Below are 17,458 nucleotides of genomic sequence, written 5' to 3'. Positions count from 1 at the left end.
GGGGCAGAATAGAGGGATCCTTCGCGTTGCTCAGGATGACGGCCTTTTCATCACTACACCTTGGGAGAGCTGCTTTAGGGCTAGAGCTGCTTCAGGGATCAGAGGGCTTGGCGGAGCCAGTCTTCGAAGCGCGTCGGGGCGATGCGGGGAGTGGCGCTGTCGGGGTTGAGGGTGGAGTCGTCCAGGGCGTATCCGAAGTAGGTTGCCTTGGGGTCGGCGACGACGGTGCGGAGGTCTTTCTTTGCGGAGAGCACGGTCTTGACCAGCTCGGCCATGGGAAGCTTCTCGGGTCCGGTGAGCTCGAGGGTGCCGTTGACTGGTTTCGAGGTGGCGACGTCAGCGAGGGCGGCGGAGACGTCTGCGGCGGCGACGGGCTGCATGAGGGCTGAGGGAAGGTGCACGGCTCCGTCCTGCAGACTGACGTCGGCGATGGGAGCGAGGAACTCGAAGAACTGCGTGGCCCGCAGGATGGTAAAGGGCACGCCGGAGTCCTTGATGATGCCCTCCTGGGCTACCTTGGCACGCATGTAGCCTCCGTGAGCCATGCGGTCGGCACCCACGACGGAGAGAGCGACGTGATGCTGGACGCCTGCGGCGAGCTCGGCGGCGGCGATGTTGCGGGCGGAGGTCGAGAAGAAGTTGAGGACGGCTGTCTCCTCGAAGGATGGGGAGTTGGAGACGTCTACGACGACCTGAGCTCCTTTGAATGCGTCGGCGAGGCCCGCGCCGGTGAGCGTGTTGACTCCCGAAGAGGGGGATGCCGCGACGGCATCGTGACCCTGCTGCTGGAGGATGCTGACGAGTTTCTTACCGATGAGGCCTGTGCCTCCGATGACGACGATCTTCATGGTGAACCTTCCCGGATTGCCCCCGGCGGGGGCGGAATTTTGTTCCTTCGTTGCAGGGAAGACCGGGCAGGGCGGGTTGCTGTGACAGCAGGGGCGATAATTTTTGGCGCGCGTGACGCGGAGTCAGGCGCCGGGGGACGAAGAAGGGAGAGATTGCTGGGGCGTACCCGTCCGCGAATTGGCGAGGAGCGCGAGCTTGGGTGGGCTCATGACCCACATAATTTGACTGATGCCTTCGGGGGTGGTCTCGACGGAGGCGAAGGCGATGACGGAGCCGTTGCGCGAGAGAAGAGCCCCGGGGTTTCCGTTCGCCTGGATGTAGTCGACGGTGACGCCGGTCCAGAAGTGTGAGGCGAAGGAAGCCACGAGTTTGGCGACGCGCTGGTACCCGATGACCGGTTTGCTGGCGGCGCTGACCATGCCGTTGCCATCGGTGAGGGAGACGACGTCGGCGGCGAAGAGGCCTTCGAGCTCGGCCACGGAGCCCTTCTGGGCGGCGCGGAGGAAGGTCTGAAGGAGCTCGGTTTGCCGGGCCGGGTCTGGAGTCGATGCGGCGGTGTGCCCTTCCTCGGCGACGTGGCGTCGCGCGCGGGAGACGAGTTGGCGGACGTTGGCCTCCGTCGTCTCGAGGAGCCCGGCGAGGGTGGAGTAGGGATAGTCGAAGGCCTCGCGGAGAACGAAGGCTGCGCGCTCGGCGGGGGAGAGCTTTTCGAGCAGGAGAAGAACGGCGAGGGAGAGGGCTTCGCCACGCTCGGCTCCGAGGTAGGGGTCGGAGCTGGTGTCGACGGGTTCGGGGAGCCAGGGACCGATGTAGGTCTCGCGACGGGAATGGGCGGACTGCGCGAGGTTGAGAGCGAGACGGATGGTGATGGTGGAGAGGAACGCGGGGGAATCGAGGACGGTCGTGCGGTCGGTTGCCTGCCAGCGGATCCATGTCTCCTGAACGATGTCTTCGGCCTCGGCGGCGCTTCCGAGGATGCGATAGGCGATCCCGAAGAGGCGGCGACGCACGGCCAGAAAGGCGGAGGTGGCCAGGTCGAGATCGCGAGATTCGTCCAGATCGTGCGGCGACATGGCTTCGATTGTAAACAGAGGCCGTAGATACGACTTTTATCGCTAAAGGCGCCTTGGCTTAGGCTTAACAGATGAGAAACTGCCGGGCCTTTTTTTGTTTTGTCCTTCTTGCTGTTTGCTTGCTTGCTTCCAATGCAGTCTTTGCCTCCGAGGCGGCCGCCGCTCCTGAAAAGTCTCCCGGCGACGTGTTGATCTTTACGAACGGGGATCAGCTGACAGGTAAGCTGATGCACTCGACGGGCACGACGGTGACGTTCCACAGCGACATGGCTGGAGATATCGACGTGAACTGGTCAAAGGTCAAGGAGCTGCGATCGCAGCGGCAGTTTGTGGTGCTGGGCAAAGGTGCACGCAAGAGCTGGAGGTCGCTGCGATCGGTTCCTTCCGGCAGCATCAAGGTCGAAGACAAGAAGATCGAACTAAAGGGAGAGCACGGGACCCAGGTGATGCCGATTGCGAGCACCGCTGACGTGCTGGACCAGGAGACGTTCGAGAACGAGGCGCTGAAGGAGGTGAACTTCTTCCGTCGCTGGACCGGGACGGCGACGCTGGGCTCCACGCTGATCAGCGCGACGCAGAACAACTACACGTATACGGGCGCAGCAAACCTGGTACGGAGCATGCCCAGCGTGACGTATCTTCCGCCGAGGAACCGGACGATCGCAAACTTCTCCGGATCGTACAGCCGCATCACGCAGCGGCAGGCGCAGGGTGCCCCGGTTCTGCCTGACCTGCTGAGCTCGATTTACCACGTGGACGCTGAGCGCGACGAGTACATGAACTCGAAGATCTATCTGCTGGCGCAGACGTCGTTCGATCACAACTTTTCTCAAGGTTTGGATCTGCAACAGATCTACGGCGCAGGCGTTGGTTGGACGGTGCTTCAGCGCCCGAACCAGACGCTGGACTTGAGAGCCACGCTGGGATATGAGAAGCAGCAGTTTCTCGATACTACGACGGAGCAGAATAAGAACCTGATTGGTTCGCTGGTGAGCATGAACTACAACCTGAAGCTTCCGCTGAAGGCGATCTTTCAGCAGCAGGTGCAGTATCTGCCTGCCTATAACCAGCCGGAGGCCTACTCCGTGACGGAGAACAACAGCCTGTCATTTCCTCTGTACAAGCGTTTCCGCTGGCAGGTTGGCACGCTGGATAGCTATCTCAACAATCCGCCCATGGCGATCTATCCGGCTCCGTCGAATCGGCGGAACTCGTTTCAGTTCACGACCGGGGTGAGCTACACGTTCAAATAGGGGTGAGGAGAGGCCCGCGGATTACTTCAGGGTCTCGATCGCGATGTTCTCTGGGATCTTCAACTCGAACTGATCGTCGTCAAGCTTCTGGTTGAGGGTGAGCTTTGTGATGTTGACGGTAAGGGAGTAGTGATCGCGGGGCCGCTCGATGACGATGTTCGAGGGATACGGTGTGTTGCCGTAGAACTGGTAGTTGCTGTAGTGGGCCTTGGTGACGACCTGCCCCTTGGTGTCGTAGATGTCCTGCTGGTAGGGCAGCAGATCGGTCGAGTTGATGTGGATCACGCGCAGGGTTCGCACCGTCTGGCCTTCGGGCCGGGCGAGAATCTGAAGGGAGTAGGCGGGCTCCTCGATGAGGTCCTTCTTCTTTTTACCGCTCTCGATGACCCGGATGTCGGTGGTCATGGAGATGATCTGCTGCTCCTCGGGCCCCTGGATGAACATGGAGTCGAAGAATACGTCTGGACGAAGATTTTCGAGTCCGTTTTTGGATTGCGTGGTGATGGTGTTGCTGCCGACGATAGCGCGCTTGCGGGGCGGGATAAGCAGCTTGAAGTTTTTGCCGTCCGAGACCATGTCAAGGGCCTGGGTTCTTACGACTGGAACGAGGAGGAGAACGCGGAGGAACTCCGGCTTGCGCATGAGGATGTAGCCGGCAAAGCTGAGGGACTGGGTCTCTTTACCCTGAAGTCCGCCGCCGGTCGTGGCGGAGATCTCGACGCCTGCGTTGAAGGTCTGAATGGCGGCGTAGCGGCTGTCGAGCTGCCTTGCCATGTCATCGAGCGAGGTACTCATGATGACATCGGCCACACGGGTCTTGGGCACGTAGCGTGTGTGGCTCAGGCATCCAGTCAAGGCCGGGAGAATGCCGATCATACCCAAGGCCAGGGTTTTTCGAATCGTCATGCGCACGAAGTTTAAGTATACCGTCCAGGTTTTATAGAAGCTTTGGCTACAAGGGGTTTAGATGTACGGACGGGGATTGGGGTTCTGAAAGTGACTGACAAACAAACGCTGGGACCTGATAACCAACGGCCAGCTCTAAGTCTGGCCGCGCGGTCTGGTTAATGCTGCAAATTTTTGCGGTAGATCGCGACGTTCTGGTTGTGTTCCTTGAGGGTCGCGGCGAAGCGGCTGTGCCCGGCGGCGTCGGAGACGAAGTACAGGTAATCGGTCTTCGCGGGAGACATCACGGCGCGATACGCGGCCATGCCCGGATTGCAGATGGGTCCGGGAGGGAGGCCCGGGTGCCGGTAGGTGTTGTAGGGCGAAGGGGAGTGGAGATCGGAGGCGTAGATAGTTCCGCGCCAGCGATTGTCGAGCAGGGCGGCGTAGATGACGGTCGGGTCGGTCGCGAGAGGGATGGATTTGTCCAGGCGATTGAGGAAGACTCCGGCGACGAGAGGGCGCTCGGAGTCCTGGGCGACCTCCTTTTCGACCAGAGATGCGAGGATGACGGTGCGAGGGATGTCGTTCTGAAGTCCGAGCTGCTGGGTGGCCTGCCGGAAGCGGCGAACCATGGCGGCGAGGATGTGGACGGCAGGGGTGTGCCGGGCGAAGTGGTAGGTATCGGGGAAGAGGTAGCCCTCGAGCGAGTCAGGTGGGTGAGCGGCGCCGATGGTCCACTCGGCGATCAGCTCGGTGTGCTTGCGCTCCTCGGCGAGGAAGGTATCGCTGTCGCCCAGCCCGGCGGCCTGTACCGCCTGGGCGATGTCGAAGATGTTGTATCCCTCCGGGATGGTGAGGGTACGGGTGTAGATCTCGCCGCGGGCGATGCGGTTGTAGACCTCGGTCAGGGGGAGGGGATGGTCAAAGCGATATTCGCCGGCTTTGAGTGTGTTTGCGCGGGTAAGTTTCAGAAACTCAAAGGCATAGCGACTGCGGATGATTCCTGCCTGCTCCAGGTGTGCAGCGATGGCTCGGGTGCTGGTGTGGGGAGCGATCTCGACGAAGGTCTCCGTGGAGGGACCGAAGGGCGTGTAGATGAAGTAGGTGGCCAGGCCGCCACCGACGAAGGCCAGCAGGATGACAAGCAGCAGCAGGATTCCAATGAACTTCAACAAGATGAGGGAGACCTCCGGTCGTAATTTATTTTAGGATGCCGAGGGCCTGAATCGTTGAGAGATGGTCCGGTGACCGTCCATCGGCTGAAGGGATTCACGACATGCTTCGGGTAAACGGGTCACCTTAGCAGCGAGGGCGGCGAGACTGTGGTGATTGGAACCGCAGATCCGACTGCGCGGCTGCGCCGCTTCACTCAGGATGACACTCTTTAGGGAAGGGTGATGTGCTGCCTGGAGGGGATGATCCATGGAGGAAGCTACCTCCAGCAACCGGTATGGCTGATTCTGTTCGGCCGGTATGGTTAGTCACGGTGCTACCGATATGGTTGGGCTTTGATTCTTCGGGCTTTGGCGGCGATGCAGCAAAGAGAAACGACCTTTGGCGGCGGGATGGATTTGGCCTGAGGTCGTATAATCGTATTTTCACCCCCATGCGCGAGCACTTTCGAGCACGGGAGACTCCGTGGCTCCGACGTCGCGGGCCATTTAAGCCGAAAACAGGAAGGCCTCATGCCAGAACAGATCATGAAGCGGCTCCAGGAGGAGATCAAGCAGCTTGAGTACGAGCTGACGACCGAGCTTCCGGCCGAGATTAAGAAAGCGGTCGCCCTGGGCGACCTGAGCGAGAACGCCGAGTATCACATGGCCAAGCAGCGCCAGGAGTTTGTGAACGCGCGCCTGGGCCAACTGAAGAAGCGCATGGGCGAGCTGGCCCTGGTGAATCTCTCCAACATCCCACATGACAAGGTGGGTTTTGGCGCCACGGTAACGGTGTTCGACTCCTCCAAGGATGAGGAGATCGTGTACAAGCTGGTGACGAGCGAGGAGTCGGACGTCTCGAAGGGGTTAATATCGACGACTTCTCCGATCGGGCGCGCGATTCTGGGCAAGCAGGTAGGCGATACTACAACGGTCGTCACTCCCAATGGGAAGCGCGAACTAGAGATTCTGAAGCTGGTTACAATTCACGACACAGCGGAGTAAGAAGGGCGTCCGCGACGTAGAGGCGTTGCGCGACAGGAATTGGTAAGAGGATAAGGGTGACCTGGACAGGCGCATTTGGTAAAGGCAGTGGCTGGCTGTTACAGAAGATCGTGAACGGCCTTGCCCTCTCCCGAATCTCTCCGAATACGCTGACGTTTATTGGTCTGATCATCAACATCATCGCAGCTCTCTTTTTCGGCTTTGCGAGAGGGCCACATGCGAACCGCATGTTTCTGTATGCCGGCCTGATTATCATCGGTGCCGGCATCTTCGACATGGTAGACGGACGGGTGGCGCGACAGACGAACCAGGTCTCGGTGTTCGGCGCATTCTTCGATTCGGTGATCGACCGTTACTCGGACGTGGCGATCTTCTTCGGCCTGCTGGTGTACTACGCTCGCGGTAACCGTCTCTTCTATGTCGGGCTGGTTGCGTTTGTGATGACGGCCTGCCTGATGGTGAGCTACACACGGGCTCGTGCCGAGGCGTTAATTGGAAGTTGCAAGGTCGGTTTTATGGAGCGGCCGGAGCGGATCGTGTGCGTGATTCTGGGAGCGCTGTGCAATCGCTGGGGAGTTATGGCTGCCGCTCTGTGGGTGCTGGCGGTGTTCTCGACCATTACCGTGATTCACAGGATCCGTTATACGTATCTGGAGACGGAGCGTCGGAAGGTTGCAGTGACTGCCGAGGCCGTATCTCCCCGGTAGCCAGTAACCTGAGCGGATTTTTTGACGGGAGAACGCTTTTCTTTTTACTGTTTTTCTGCATCTGAAGGTTGCGTGTAGGATGGCTGCGGATGGCCCGGCGTTCTAAGTGTCTCCGTACGTTTTCTACTGGTGGTTTCGGATTCTCTGAACAGAAAATCTCCGGTGCTAGGGTTAGCTATGTCTTCTGCGATCTTTGTACGAACTTCAGGCAGAACGGCCAGCGGCGAGACAGCTCGCGGCCGCGTGATCTGCGGATCCACTGCCATTCTGCAGGCGAAGGATTCTTTGATGGAGCTGGCCCGGCGTGGCGGGCAGCCCGGCGCAATGGACGACCTGAATTATTTTCTGGCCAGGCCCCAGATCCGCAAGAAGACGCCGCTGGTGATCTCCGAGGAGCACCCTGGGGGCGGCGCCGATGCTTTGGGTGCCGCTGTGCTGCTGTATGAACACCACGTCGCCGGTCACGGGATCCGTATCTTCGCAACGGATGACACGACAGGTCGCCGCACGCTTGTATCTCCACCTGTCAGACGGGCACCTTTTGCGGTGACCGCATGCCAGCATCTGCTGGAGCGAGGCGCACAGATCATCCTGATCTCCTTCCGGCACGAGGATGCGCGGATAGACGAGACACTGGAGCAGCTGCTACAGGGAGAGAGCTACGCCTGTCGCTGGGCGAGCCGGGAGCGTGAGATTGCCGGTTATCTGCCCTTCGATGGGACGCTTGATGCCACGATGGCACGGTTAGGCACCCGGACAAGGAACCACCTGCGCTACTACCGCCGCCGCGCAGAGAACCAACTGGGTGCAGAGTTCGTGCCTGAGGCTAAGATCTCACGCGAAGACTTCATCGCGATGAACCGGATCTCCGCCTATGCCGTTACCGACGAGGTCGCCGGATCACGATATGACTTGCTTGGCGAGTTAGAGTCACCCCTGCTGTACGGTATGCGAGACCGGGATGGCCGCTGGCTCAGTCTGATCGGTGGACGCCACTGCGAGGCCCAGATGGAGATGTACTGGCAGATGAATCGCGATGATGTCCCCTCCCAGTCTCTGGGTACGGCGATGCGGGCGTTTCTGATTGAGCACGAAATTGGTCGCGGAACCCAGCGGATGTATATGGAAGGTGGCACGACGCACTCGATGAGTCACGCCTTTGTCCCGGAGAAAACGACGGACCTGATTGTGATGCGACAGTCTCCGCTGACCCGTGTGCTTCCTGGACTAGTGAAGCGATTCCTTCCGCCGGAAAACATGATGTTGCAGGTGCTGGAAGATACGACATTGGTGTGGCGGAGTGTAAAGCGCCGGTAAGCAGCAGAGGTATGGAGCCAGGCTTATCAGCGACGCTTACGATGGCTGTCGTCACCTTGCTCTGATTGCGCTGCAGGTCGCGATGGCTTTTCGACCAGGTGAATTCCGTGCGAGGACGAGAGGCGCTCGTAGACAGGATGCCGCGCCTTGAAGATCTGGTTGAGATAGGTTCCCTTGGACGGAGCGGCCCGAAACGCATCGAACTCTTCCGGGGACACATCGTAGTAGCGATAGACTCCCCGTTTTCCGCGATATACCATCGTCAGGGTCCGGGCGCCAGAGTCGTAGTGCATGGACGAGATGACGCTGGAAGGCATCGCTAATCCCTTTCTAAATATCCGATGCGGATTTCGGGTGATCCGGACAGTCCTTCCTGTACACCGCGACACATTTACCTTAAGCCAACCTTAAGTGCTCTGTGGAATAGGTGAGGATAACCTCCCTGTCTTCAATGCAATAAACAATGCATTCAACAGAACGTAAAGGCGCATTCACAGTTCCGCCCTAGTGTCAAAGCACGATGAAACATTCTGGCTTTGCAGGTGGAACAGCGATCGCTGTGTGCCTGGCGTGTGCCTGGCTTCATGCTCAGGACGCCAAGGAAGCTCCGGCGGTGACGCCGGTGAAGGTGCGTGTTGCGAGCTTTATTGAAGTGGACAGGCTTTCGCTAGCGACAGTCATTGCTCCTCCTCCGGCTGCAGGATCAAGCGCCGCGAAGGCGGAGCTTGAGGATCTACACCGCATTCAGGACTCTCGCACGGCGCAGCAGGTGAAGGCGGCGCAGGCCGATGATGCGGAAGAGGACATCTTCATCTACCGCACGGCGCTGGGCAGCGGCTTCAACGCGCAGGCATTGGCGGCGACGGCTGCGCCGTCGAAGCAGGTGCACGGCGATGAGCCGGTCGCAAGCGATGTGCTCAAAGAGATGTACCAGCGACCGCGGCCCTACCAGGTGGACACGACGCTTCATCCGGTCTGCAAGCTAACAACGAAGCATAACTCTTACCCGAGCGGACATACGCTGTCCGGTTATCTCCTGGCGCTGACGCTGGTGGAGATGGTGCCCGAGAAGAGAGCAGAGATCCTGGAGCGTGCTGATGATTACGCGCACAACCGGCTGGTATGCGGCGTTCACACAGCGAGCGACCTAGAGGCGAGCCGGCGCATAGCGTACCTGATGTTCGGCACGATGCTCGAGAATCCTCGCTTTCAGCAGGAACTGGCAGCCGCACGGGCGGAGACCCGTCAAGCGCTGCAGATGAACCGATAGAAGAGTGTCTGTCTTTTCCGAGAGAAGGACGACCAAGTTCTCAAAAAATTGGAGGTACGGGATGAATTGGAAGAAAGCTATTTTGCATCTGGGTGTGTTGTCGGCGATATCAACGGCCACGCTGGTGGCACAACAGGCCGGAACGATCTCCGGAAGCGTCTCTGACACGAAGGGGACGGGGGTTCCGCACTCGACGATCGTGCTGAGAAATGAGACGACGAACGCGGTGACGAAGATTTCGGGCGACGACGGAGGACACTTTTCCTCGCCGGTGCTGCCGGAAGGAAATTACACGATCGAGGCATCGGCTCCGGGATTTGCGCTGGGTACGAAGAAAGATGTTTCTGTCTCGGCGAACGCGCCTGCGCAGGTGACCATGGCGCTGAAGCTCGGTTCGGTGACCGATCAGGTGACGGTTGAGGCGAATAACTCCAACTCGGTGGCCGCGCAGTATGCGCCGATGGATGGCCTGCTGGAGGCACGGAGCGCACGCACCGAGGTGAACTCCTCATTCATCCAGAACTTCAGCTCGCCGGTAGCGGACTACACTGAGGTGATGCAGATGACGCCCGGTGTCTTCAGCATCAACTCGAACGGTGTGGGACTGGGCGACGCGAAGATGTTCTTCCGGGGGTTCTCGGACGGTCTCTATGACATCACCTTCGATGGCATCCCATGGAACGATACCAATACGCCGTCGCATCATTCATGGGCGTTCTTTCCATCGCAGTGGCTGGGTGGAGTCGATTTTGACCGCAGTCCCGGAACGGCTTCTACCGTGGGGCCCACCCCCTTTGGCGGATCGGTGAACCTTCTCTCGAAGGAGATGCTGGACGTCCGCAACATCCGGGGAGGCGTGAGCTACGGATCGTTCAACACGATTCTGTATGACGGCAGCTTCGAGTCGGGAAACTTCGGTGGAGAGACAAAGCGAAACAACCTGCAGATCGATGTTCACAAGATGACTTCGGACGGATTCCAGACATTAAACAACCAGAGCCGCACCGCAGGTTCGCTGAAGTATCAGCTGAAATTTTCCGATACAAAGATGCTGACGGGATTTGCAGGTGTGATCCGGCTGAATGCGAACACGCCGAATATCAAGGGGCCTACGACGGCGCAGGTGGCGCAATTCGGTTACAACTACCTGCTGCAGAACACCGATCCGACGCAGCAGAACTATCAGAAGTACAACACCTACTATGTTCCGACGGACTTCGAGTATGTGGGTTACAAGCAGCAGCTGGGGAAAGGCTGGTCGCTTGATACCAAGCCCTATACATACAGCTACTACAACGCGCAGTACTATGCGACCCAGCCCAAGGCAGGCCCGATCAACACGAAGAACTGCGCTCCGGTCAAAGGGGTGCGAAGCTGCGCGGTGGACAAGCTGAACAGCTATCGCAAGTATGGTGAGATCACATCGCTGAGCAAGGTTTCGAAGTACGGCGTCTTCCGGACGGGCATGTGGTACGAGTGGGCGGCGACGAATCGCTACCAGACTCCGTCCGATCCTCTTACTCACACGGATGATGTGCTGCCGAACTTCCATGAGAAGTTCTGGACGAACTCGTACCAGCCGTATGCGGAGTTTGAGTATCATGCCACACCTGCGCTGACCTTGACGGCGGGTATGAAGTGGGCGCATTACACCCAGGACCTGAAGCAGTACGCCGATAACGGCAAGACAGTAGGAGACCTCGGGGGCGCGCCGTACACGAGACACTCGGCGGGCTACAACAGCTACCTGCCGTCGGTGGATGCGAACTACCGGATCAAATCGAACTGGAGCGTCTACGGCCAGTTCTCGACCGGATCGGTGATTCCGCCAAGCTCAGTGTTCGACGTGACGGGTGCCGTGGTCTCGACCTTGCCCAAGCCGACGGGTGCCAAGAGCTATCAGGCCGGCACCGTGATCAAGCTGCGCCGCGCGACACTGAATGGCGACTACTACTACATCAACTTCGACAACGTTTACACGTCGTCGCCGGATCCGAACAATCCGAGTGCGACGTCCTACTCGCAGGCGGGCAGCACGACCGCGAAGGGAATTGAGGCTGAGGGAAATCTGTACCTTTACAAGGGCCTGAGCCTGTATGCCAACGGAACCGCAGGGAGTGCGAGATACTCGTCGCAGAGCGTGGGTGGAGTGGTGAACCCGAACTACGACCGCTGGGTGGCGAGCACGCCCGGCAATACCGAGGGCCTGGGACTGACGTACCAGCAGAAGTACCTGGACTTCGGCATCTTCAACAAGCGTGTGGGCTCCATGTGGAACGATGGCGGCAAGGGAAGCACGGTGATCAATCAGTACGTTCCGATTGACGCGTTCAACATGACCAACCTGTTTTTCAACGTCACGATGCGTAAGGGCTCGTTCTTCGATCAGAGCAAGCTGCGATTGAGCTTCAACAATCTGTTCGACCAACGCGGCATCACCAGCCTGACGCCTGCGCTTACCGGGCCTACCTATAAGGCTGATCCGGGGGACACGCTGGGTCTGCTGGCTGGGCGCAGTGTAACGGTTTCATTCGTAATTGGACTGTCTCCTCACCGGGAGTAAGTGCACTCTGATTTAGCGGAACCTGATGGGAGCAGCGATAACAGCTGCTCCCATTTTTTTTACAACATCGTTTGCCGGCGGCCGAGCTGTGATTCCATACAATTCAAATTGAAATGCAGCGTTCTCCCCTTCTCCTTATTCACGGCGGCGCCTGGGCTATGCCGGACGAAGCTATCGCGGCGCATGAAGCCGGAATCGCGGACGCGCTGGCAGCAGGTTATGGCCTGCTGGAGCGCGGAGGCAGCGCGATGGACGCCGTCGAAGCTGCCGTGGCCGTCATGGAGGACGACGAGATCTTTGATGCCGGACGAGGGTCCTTTCTGACGCGTGACGGTCGCGTGCAACTGGACGCCCTGATGATGAATGGTGAAGATCTGCGCGCGGGTGGAGTGGCGTGCGTGGAGCGGCTGAAGAACCCGATTCGCGCGGCGCGGCTGGTGCTGGAACATAGTCCGCACATCTATTTTGTCGGGACAGGGGCGGAAAGGTTCGCCATGCAGCATGGTATGAGGCTGATCGATAACACCGAGCTGATTGTTCCGCGCGAGCGCGAACGGCTGATGGCGTTTCAGCAGGCAGAGCTGGAAGGCGCAGTGGATACCACCTTCTCCGGACCGATCATGGATGATCCAACGATCAGTTCGCACGATACCGTGGGAGCCGTTGCGCTCGATCAGTACGGCCATATCGCCGCAGGGACGAGCACGGGAGGGACGCTCTCGAAGGCTCCGGGGCGCGTAGGTGACTCGTCGCTGATCGGCTGCGGGTGTTATGCGGACGACGAATCGGCGGCGGTTTCGCTGACGGGATGGGGCGAGCCGATCATGAAGCTGGTGCTGGGAAAGTGGGCCGTGGATCGCGTGACTGCGGGAGCATCACCGCAGGACGCAGCGACGGCTGCGATCGATTATCTCCAGACGAGGCTGGGCGGGCACGGAGGGATCATTCTGCTGGACGGAAAGGGCCGCTTTGGGCTGGCGCACAATACTCCTCGCATGGCCTGGGGGCTGAGGACGGCGGATGGAGTTCAGCTCGGCATCACGCGGAATGGATGATTGCCTCGCCGGGGTTGGGGGTCAGCCTCGGTCACGGCCTGGCGAAGATGCTGGCCAGCTCGTGCGGTGCGACGACCTCAAGCTGCTCGTAGGTGCACGCCTCGGGTGGCTTGTCGGTGCGCCAGCGGCGGAACTGGGCCATGTGGCGGAAGCGCGTTCCCTGCATGTGTTCGTAGGCGACCTCGACGACCAGCTCCGGGCGCAGCGGCTGCCAGGAGAGATCCTTGCCCTGGCTCCATCGAGACTGTCCTCCGGGCATGCGCTGGTTTTCGCCTCCACTGGCCTCGGTCTCGTTCCACGCCCGCCAGGGGTGGTCTTTCAGGGCGTTCTTGCGATAAGGTTCGAGGAACTCTACCAGCTCGCGGCGTTTCTTCTGGGTAAAGCTGGCGCATACTCCGACGTGCTGCAACGAGCCTGAGGCGTCGTACAGACCGAGAAGGAGCGAGCCGACGGCTTCGTTCTCTGCGTCCTTGTGCCACCGGAAGCCAGCGACGACGCAGTCGCAGTCGCGCTCGTGCTTCACCTTCAGCATGGTGCGTTTGTTGGGAGTGTAGATTCCGTCGACAGGCTTCGCTATCACGCCGTCGAGGCCCGCGCCTTCGAACCGCTTGAACCAGTCACGCGCCGTTGAGAGATCGCGTGTGGCCGGGGTGATGTGGATGGGCGGCTTCGCCTTTGCAAGCAGTGATTCGAGCGTTGCGCGGCGCTTCTCAAAAGGTTCGCCGGTGAGGTCGTCATCTCCGACGGCGAGCAGGTCGAAGAAGACGATGGAGGCGGGGATCTGCTGGGACAGCAGCTTGATGCGCGAGGCGGCGGGGTGGATTCGAAGCTGCAGGGCGTCAAAATCAAGTTGGCCGCGGGCACCATCGAGACCAGCACTCGCGGCGATGACGATCTCCCCGTCGAGGACGCAGCGTTCCGGCAGCGTCGACTTCAGCGGATCAAAGAGCTCGGGGAAGTAGCGGTTGAGCGATTTCTGGTCGCGGCTCTGCAGCATCAGGTCGTCGCCGTCGCGGAAGACGAGGGTACGGAATCCGTCCCACTTCGGCTCGAAGATCCACGAGTCGCCATCAGGGATGTCGTCGACGCGCTTGGCCAGCATGGGAGCAACCGGTGGCGGAACAGGCAGGTTCACCCTGCGATGGTATACCGGACGGCGTCGCTAGATCCATGCGCTGACGATGCGACCGGCGCTGCCGAGCAGTCGCAGATTGTCGCTGCGGTGACGGAAGTAGCGCTCGTTGAGCTCGTGGCTGCCGAGATCTTCGATGTTGTGGAAGGCGGTAAGCTCGGCGGCAATCTCAGGCGGTGTGAAGAAGAGCTGAAAGGGCTCGCCTGCAAGCTGGACACGCGAGGCAAGCGAGTCGTGTGCGAGTTGCTCGAGATAAGGCAGAGCGGAGCGGGGCTGGCCGTAGTCCATGACGACGCCACTGCACGGCGCGGAGGATGCGATCAACGCGAGGGTGGCGCGGAAGGCGGCGCTGGTGAGATAGGGGACGACTCCCAGCCAGGCGAAGAAGGCCGGACGCGAGCTGTCGAATCCCGCGGCGGCAAGCTGGGTGGCGAGCTGCTGGTGTTCGAAGTCGACCGGGACATAAGTGAGGCTGGACGGAATCGGGATACTGTTGGCTGCCAGCAGATCGTGCTTCCACTGCTGGGTGGCGGGATGGTCGACCTCGAAGACATGCAGCTGCGGATGCGGGTTGCGGTAGGCGAAGGTATCGAGCCCCGCGCCGAGCAGCACATACTGTTGCATGCCTCGGGCTACTGCCTGGGCCAGAAGATCTTCCGCGTACCGGCTTCGCGCGACCATGAAAGCACGCAGCGCAATGGAGTGCGGCTTGTTGAGCTTGAACTGCGTGCGCTCGATCTCGGGGAGGTACTCGCGACCGAGGATGGGCACCGCCATGGGATCGGTGAAGACGAGCGGTGGCGCGTCGTAGATCTGATGCGCGGCTCGGCGCATGGCGACTCGGAGGGCGGTGCGGGAGGGACGTGCGGCTTCCATGCTGTCTATAGGTTAGCGGGTAAGGATGCGACGGGACTGCAAAGACGTTGTTAACTCTTCTTTCTCCTGCAGCGTAAAAAGGATTTTGGGCCGGTAAACTTGAAGATACGGTGACTGCTTCTCCCTCTAAATCAATAACGCCTGGTGCCACAGGCTTTCTGGCTCGCTCATCTGCTGCTGCCGTGGCCGTGGGTATCTTGATGAGCCGCCTACTGGGGCTGGTAAGGGACCGGCTTTGCGCGCACTATCTGGGGAACTCCTATGTCGCCGATGCGTTTCGAGCGGCGTTGCGGATTCCGAACTTCCTCCAGAACCTTTTTGGTGAAGGGGTTCTATCGGCCTCGTTTATCCCGGTCTACGCCAGGCTACGCGCCGAGGAGCGCCACGAAGAAGCCTCCGAGGTTGCCGAAGCGATCTTCGTTCTTCTTCTTGCAGTCACGTCGATCCTGGTTTTGCTCGGGATCTTTGCCACTCCTCTCCTGATCGATGTGATCGTGCCTGGCTTTCGGGGCGAAACACGCGTTCTGGCCATTCGTCTGGTGCGAATTTTCTTCCCCGGGGCGGCGTTGCTAGTCCTTTCAGCATGGTGCCTGGGAGTCCTCAACAGTCACAGAAAGTTTCTGCTCTCCTATGCCGCGCCCGTGATCTGGAATGCAGCCATGATCGTTGCGTATCTGTGGGACCGCGGTCGCACAGGAGAAGAGCATCTGGCCGTTGTGATTGCCATGGCGTCGGTGGTCGGAAGCGGTCTGATGTTTCTGGCTCAGCTAGGTCCGGTTCTGCGATTATTGCGGCCGTTAGCGCTTCGGATCAGGCTTCGCAGCGGTTCTGTCAAGACTGTGATTCGCAACTTCTTCCCTGTGTTCTTCAGCCGAGGCGTGGTTCAGGTAAGCTCGTTTGTTGATTCCACGCTAGCGAGTTTTCTTCCAACCGGCGCAATTTCTGCATTCACCTATGCACAGACGTTGAATACTCTGCCAGTCAGTTTGTTTGGCATGGCGGTCTCAGCAGCTGAGCTGCGGCGATGTCGAGCGCTCTGGGTACGTCAGATGAGGTCGCCGAAATCCTTCGGCAACGACTGGCGAACGGGCTTCAGAACATCGCATTCTTTGTAGTGCCTTCGGCCGTGGGCTTTCTCATTCTGGGGGATGTCATCGTCGCCGCCATCTACAAGACGGGACAGTTTGGGAAGAGCGATGTCACCCTGGTGTGGAGTGTGCTGGCCGGTTCGGCGGTGGGGCTGCTGGCGTCGACATCCGGTAGGCTTTATTCTTCCGCGTTCTATGCACTCAGGGATACGCGCACTCCACTGAAGTTTGCCATCGTTCGCGTAGCTCTCACCATTGCGCTGGGATATCTGTTTGCGCTGCCCCTGCCGAGGCTGCTGGGGGTGGATCGCCTGTGGGGAGTAGCTGGACTTACGTTCTCTGCGGGGCTGGCTGGCTGGGTGGAGTTTTCATTATTGCGGCGCAAGTTACATCAGAGAATTGGCGAAGTTCCGCCACAGCATTCGCGCACGATGCGGTTGTGGGCCGCGGCGATAATCGCTGCGCTCATAGGTTATGGGGTGAAGGGTTTTCTTCCGCTGCTCCATGCGCAACACTACGCCTCGCTCTTGGCTGGAGCGATAGTGCTGCCGCTGTACGCGATTCTCTACCTGGTCTTCTGCAGAGCTATGGGAATCGTTGTGCCCAGCAGTCTGCAACGCCTACTTCGGCGGGGCTAACCAGAAAGTGTTTCATTGTTGCTCATCCCCATTCTTTTCCTGCCGATGAAAGCCCTGTGTCGTTAAGGCACACGGGGAGAGGGAGAGATGATCCGGCAGGCGATCAATTGCGATATGTGCGGAGCCGAGAGGGTTGAGCCCACGAGTCATTGGTTTGTGGCCGATGAGATCGGGGGCGAGCTGCGGCTGCGAGGGTGGGAGTCTCCGAAGGGCTCCCGCAAGAACATGAAACATCTATGCGGACAAAAGTGCGTGCAGCGACTGATGGACAACTTCACCGCCTCGATGGTGGCCGGGCTGCAACTGAAGCAGACGAAGGAGGTTGTAGCCGCTGTGGAGAAGCTTGCGGAGAAGAAGGAGAGCTTCGTCGCTTCAGCTCAGGACCGCGACGAGGCGCCGATTCTGGAACGCATGGGCTACGACCGCGAGACGGTGGCGATGATCGAGGCAGAGTCCTGGGCAGGCCCGGTTCGGCCTAAAGAGACCACTTGGGGGGCTAACGACAAAGCCCGAAGCGAACGGGAGAGCTTCCTGAATGCGTCGCGCGGGCAGTCTCCTGCCGTGCGGCCGTTTCAGCGGCTGGCCTAGCT

At 59.7% G+C, this 17,458-nt stretch carries 17 protein-coding genes; 10 read left to right on the top strand and 7 right to left on the bottom strand.

Annotation, left to right across the window (positions count from 1 at the left end; genetic code table 11):
• Window positions 1-98 precede the first annotated feature (98 nt).
• Both JAO29_RS18630 and JAO29_RS18625 read right to left on the bottom strand, forming a co-directional pair.
• Window positions 99-848: an SDR family oxidoreductase gene (locus JAO29_RS18630; RefSeq protein ID WP_334269771.1), complete on the bottom strand. Its 750-nt coding sequence runs from the start codon at window positions 846-848 to the stop codon at window positions 99-101.
• Window positions 849-971: 123 nt separating this feature from the next.
• Window positions 972-1,922: a sigma-70 family RNA polymerase sigma factor gene (locus JAO29_RS18625; protein ID WP_334269770.1), complete on the bottom strand. Its 951-nt coding sequence runs from the start codon at window positions 1,920-1,922 to the stop codon at window positions 972-974.
• A gap of 119 nt (window positions 1,923-2,041) precedes the next feature.
• On the opposite strand from JAO29_RS18625, the gene JAO29_RS18620 reads away from it, so the two are divergent.
• The gene (locus JAO29_RS18620; RefSeq protein WP_334269769.1) at window positions 2,042-3,175 is read left to right on the top strand and encodes a DUF481 domain-containing protein; all 1,134 of its coding nucleotides are present in this window, start codon (window positions 2,042-2,044) and stop codon (window positions 3,173-3,175) included.
• A 21-nt stretch (window positions 3,176-3,196) separates the two neighbouring features.
• On the opposite strand, the gene JAO29_RS18615 is transcribed toward JAO29_RS18620, so the two are convergent.
• On the bottom strand, window positions 3,197-4,081 hold the full coding sequence (locus tag JAO29_RS18615; protein WP_334269768.1) for an outer membrane lipoprotein-sorting protein: 885 nt from the start codon (window positions 4,079-4,081) through the stop codon (window positions 3,197-3,199).
• Window positions 4,082-4,239: 158 nt separating this feature from the next.
• The gene (mltG, locus tag JAO29_RS18610) at window positions 4,240-5,238 is read right to left on the bottom strand and encodes an endolytic transglycosylase MltG (protein WP_334269767.1); all 999 of its coding nucleotides are present in this window, start codon (window positions 5,236-5,238) and stop codon (window positions 4,240-4,242) included.
• A gap of 510 nt (window positions 5,239-5,748) precedes the next feature.
• Between mltG and JAO29_RS18605 the strand changes: the two genes are divergently transcribed.
• The 3 genes from JAO29_RS18605 (at window position 5,749) to JAO29_RS18595 (ending at window position 8,246) form a co-directional block, all read left to right on the top strand.
• Complete coding sequence (locus JAO29_RS18605; RefSeq protein WP_334269766.1) at window positions 5,749-6,222, top strand: GreA/GreB family elongation factor; 474 nt, start codon at window positions 5,749-5,751, stop codon at window positions 6,220-6,222.
• 56 nt (window positions 6,223-6,278) lie between these two features.
• The gene (locus tag JAO29_RS18600; RefSeq protein ID WP_334269765.1) at window positions 6,279-6,929 is read left to right on the top strand and encodes a CDP-alcohol phosphatidyltransferase family protein; all 651 of its coding nucleotides are present in this window, start codon (window positions 6,279-6,281) and stop codon (window positions 6,927-6,929) included.
• A gap of 177 nt (window positions 6,930-7,106) precedes the next feature.
• A complete protein-coding gene (locus JAO29_RS18595; protein ID WP_334269764.1) occupies window positions 7,107-8,246 on the top strand; it encodes a hypothetical protein in 1,140 nt (379 codons plus the stop codon).
• 26 nt (window positions 8,247-8,272) lie between these two features.
• Here the strand turns inward: JAO29_RS18595 and JAO29_RS18590 are convergent, their stop codons facing one another.
• Window positions 8,273-8,563, bottom strand: coding sequence for a KTSC domain-containing protein (locus JAO29_RS18590; protein ID WP_334269763.1), 291 nt, complete (start codon window positions 8,561-8,563; stop codon window positions 8,273-8,275).
• Between the two features lie 203 nt (window positions 8,564-8,766).
• On the opposite strand from JAO29_RS18590, the gene JAO29_RS18585 reads away from it, so the two are divergent.
• The 3 genes from JAO29_RS18585 to JAO29_RS18575 all read left to right on the top strand — a co-directional run bounded on the left by JAO29_RS18585 (window position 8,767) and on the right by JAO29_RS18575 (window position 13,134).
• Window positions 8,767-9,516, top strand: coding sequence for a phosphatase PAP2 family protein (locus tag JAO29_RS18585; RefSeq protein ID WP_334269762.1), 750 nt, complete (start codon window positions 8,767-8,769; stop codon window positions 9,514-9,516).
• A 61-nt stretch (window positions 9,517-9,577) separates the two neighbouring features.
• Window positions 9,578-12,079: a TonB-dependent receptor gene (locus JAO29_RS18580; protein ID WP_334269761.1), complete on the top strand. Its 2,502-nt coding sequence runs from the start codon at window positions 9,578-9,580 to the stop codon at window positions 12,077-12,079.
• Between the two features lie 113 nt (window positions 12,080-12,192).
• Window positions 12,193-13,134 (top strand): isoaspartyl peptidase/L-asparaginase family protein, encoded by a 942-nt coding sequence (locus JAO29_RS18575; RefSeq protein WP_334269760.1) that lies wholly within the window; start codon window positions 12,193-12,195, stop codon window positions 13,132-13,134.
• A 31-nt stretch (window positions 13,135-13,165) separates the two neighbouring features.
• Here JAO29_RS18575 and JAO29_RS18570 read toward each other — a convergent pair whose 3' ends face one another.
• Both JAO29_RS18570 and JAO29_RS18565 read right to left on the bottom strand, forming a co-directional pair.
• Window positions 13,166-14,269 carry an ATP-dependent DNA ligase gene (locus JAO29_RS18570; RefSeq protein ID WP_334269759.1) on the bottom strand — a complete coding sequence of 368 codons (1,104 nt, stop codon included), beginning with the start codon at window positions 14,267-14,269 and terminating at the stop codon, window positions 13,166-13,168.
• A gap of 27 nt (window positions 14,270-14,296) precedes the next feature.
• Window positions 14,297-15,142, bottom strand: coding sequence for a class I SAM-dependent methyltransferase (locus JAO29_RS18565; protein WP_334269758.1), 846 nt, complete (start codon window positions 15,140-15,142; stop codon window positions 14,297-14,299).
• A gap of 200 nt (window positions 15,143-15,342) precedes the next feature.
• On the opposite strand from JAO29_RS18565, the gene JAO29_RS18560 reads away from it, so the two are divergent.
• From JAO29_RS18560 to JAO29_RS18550, 3 genes are all read left to right on the top strand, one after another.
• Window positions 15,343-16,257 carry a lipid II flippase MurJ gene (locus tag JAO29_RS18560; protein ID WP_334269791.1) on the top strand — a complete coding sequence of 305 codons (915 nt, stop codon included), beginning with the start codon at window positions 15,343-15,345 and terminating at the stop codon, window positions 16,255-16,257.
• Window positions 16,167-16,868, top strand: coding sequence for a lipid II flippase MurJ (locus tag JAO29_RS18555; RefSeq protein WP_334269757.1), 702 nt, complete (start codon window positions 16,167-16,169; stop codon window positions 16,866-16,868). The genes JAO29_RS18560 and JAO29_RS18555 overlap by 91 nt, the downstream gene beginning before the upstream one ends.
• A gap of 87 nt (window positions 16,869-16,955) precedes the next feature.
• On the top strand, window positions 16,956-17,456 hold the full coding sequence (locus tag JAO29_RS18550; protein ID WP_334269756.1) for a hypothetical protein: 501 nt from the start codon (window positions 16,956-16,958) through the stop codon (window positions 17,454-17,456).
• Window positions 17,457-17,458: the final 2 nt, after the last annotated feature.

This window comes from Edaphobacter sp. HDX4 (assembly GCF_036877565.1).
Lineage (GTDB): Bacteria > Acidobacteriota > Terriglobia > Terriglobales > Acidobacteriaceae > Edaphobacter.
This window is presented reverse-complemented; position numbering and strand designations above follow the sequence as displayed.

What these genes read in the sequence shown, in the direction of transcription:
- JAO29_RS18630 (WP_334269771.1), bottom strand. Translation starts at nt 848, where the DNA reads ATGAAGATCGTCGTCATCGGAGGCACAGGCCTCATCGGTAAGAAACTC.
- JAO29_RS18625 (WP_334269770.1), bottom strand. Translation starts at nt 1,922, where the DNA reads ATGTCGCCGCACGATCTGGACGAATCTCGCGATCTCGACCTGGCCACC.
- JAO29_RS18615 (WP_334269768.1), bottom strand. Translation starts at nt 4,081, where the DNA reads ATGACGATTCGAAAAACCCTGGCCTTGGGTATGATCGGCATTCTCCCG.
- JAO29_RS18605 (WP_334269766.1), top strand. Translation starts at nt 5,749, where the DNA reads ATGCCAGAACAGATCATGAAGCGGCTCCAGGAGGAGATCAAGCAGCTT.
- JAO29_RS18595 (WP_334269764.1), top strand. Translation starts at nt 7,107, where the DNA reads ATGTCTTCTGCGATCTTTGTACGAACTTCAGGCAGAACGGCCAGCGGC.
- JAO29_RS18590 (WP_334269763.1), bottom strand. Translation starts at nt 8,563, where the DNA reads ATGCCTTCCAGCGTCATCTCGTCCATGCACTACGACTCTGGCGCCCGG.
- JAO29_RS18585 (WP_334269762.1), top strand. Translation starts at nt 8,767, where the DNA reads ATGAAACATTCTGGCTTTGCAGGTGGAACAGCGATCGCTGTGTGCCTG.
- JAO29_RS18580 (WP_334269761.1), top strand. Translation starts at nt 9,578, where the DNA reads ATGAATTGGAAGAAAGCTATTTTGCATCTGGGTGTGTTGTCGGCGATA.
- JAO29_RS18575 (WP_334269760.1), top strand. Translation starts at nt 12,193, where the DNA reads ATGCAGCGTTCTCCCCTTCTCCTTATTCACGGCGGCGCCTGGGCTATG.
- JAO29_RS18565 (WP_334269758.1), bottom strand. Translation starts at nt 15,142, where the DNA reads ATGGAAGCCGCACGTCCCTCCCGCACCGCCCTCCGAGTCGCCATGCGC.
- JAO29_RS18560 (WP_334269791.1), top strand. Translation starts at nt 15,343, where the DNA reads ATGAGCCGCCTACTGGGGCTGGTAAGGGACCGGCTTTGCGCGCACTAT.
- JAO29_RS18555 (WP_334269757.1), top strand. Translation starts at nt 16,167, where the DNA reads ATGTCGAGCGCTCTGGGTACGTCAGATGAGGTCGCCGAAATCCTTCGG.
- JAO29_RS18550 (WP_334269756.1), top strand. Translation starts at nt 16,956, where the DNA reads ATGATCCGGCAGGCGATCAATTGCGATATGTGCGGAGCCGAGAGGGTT.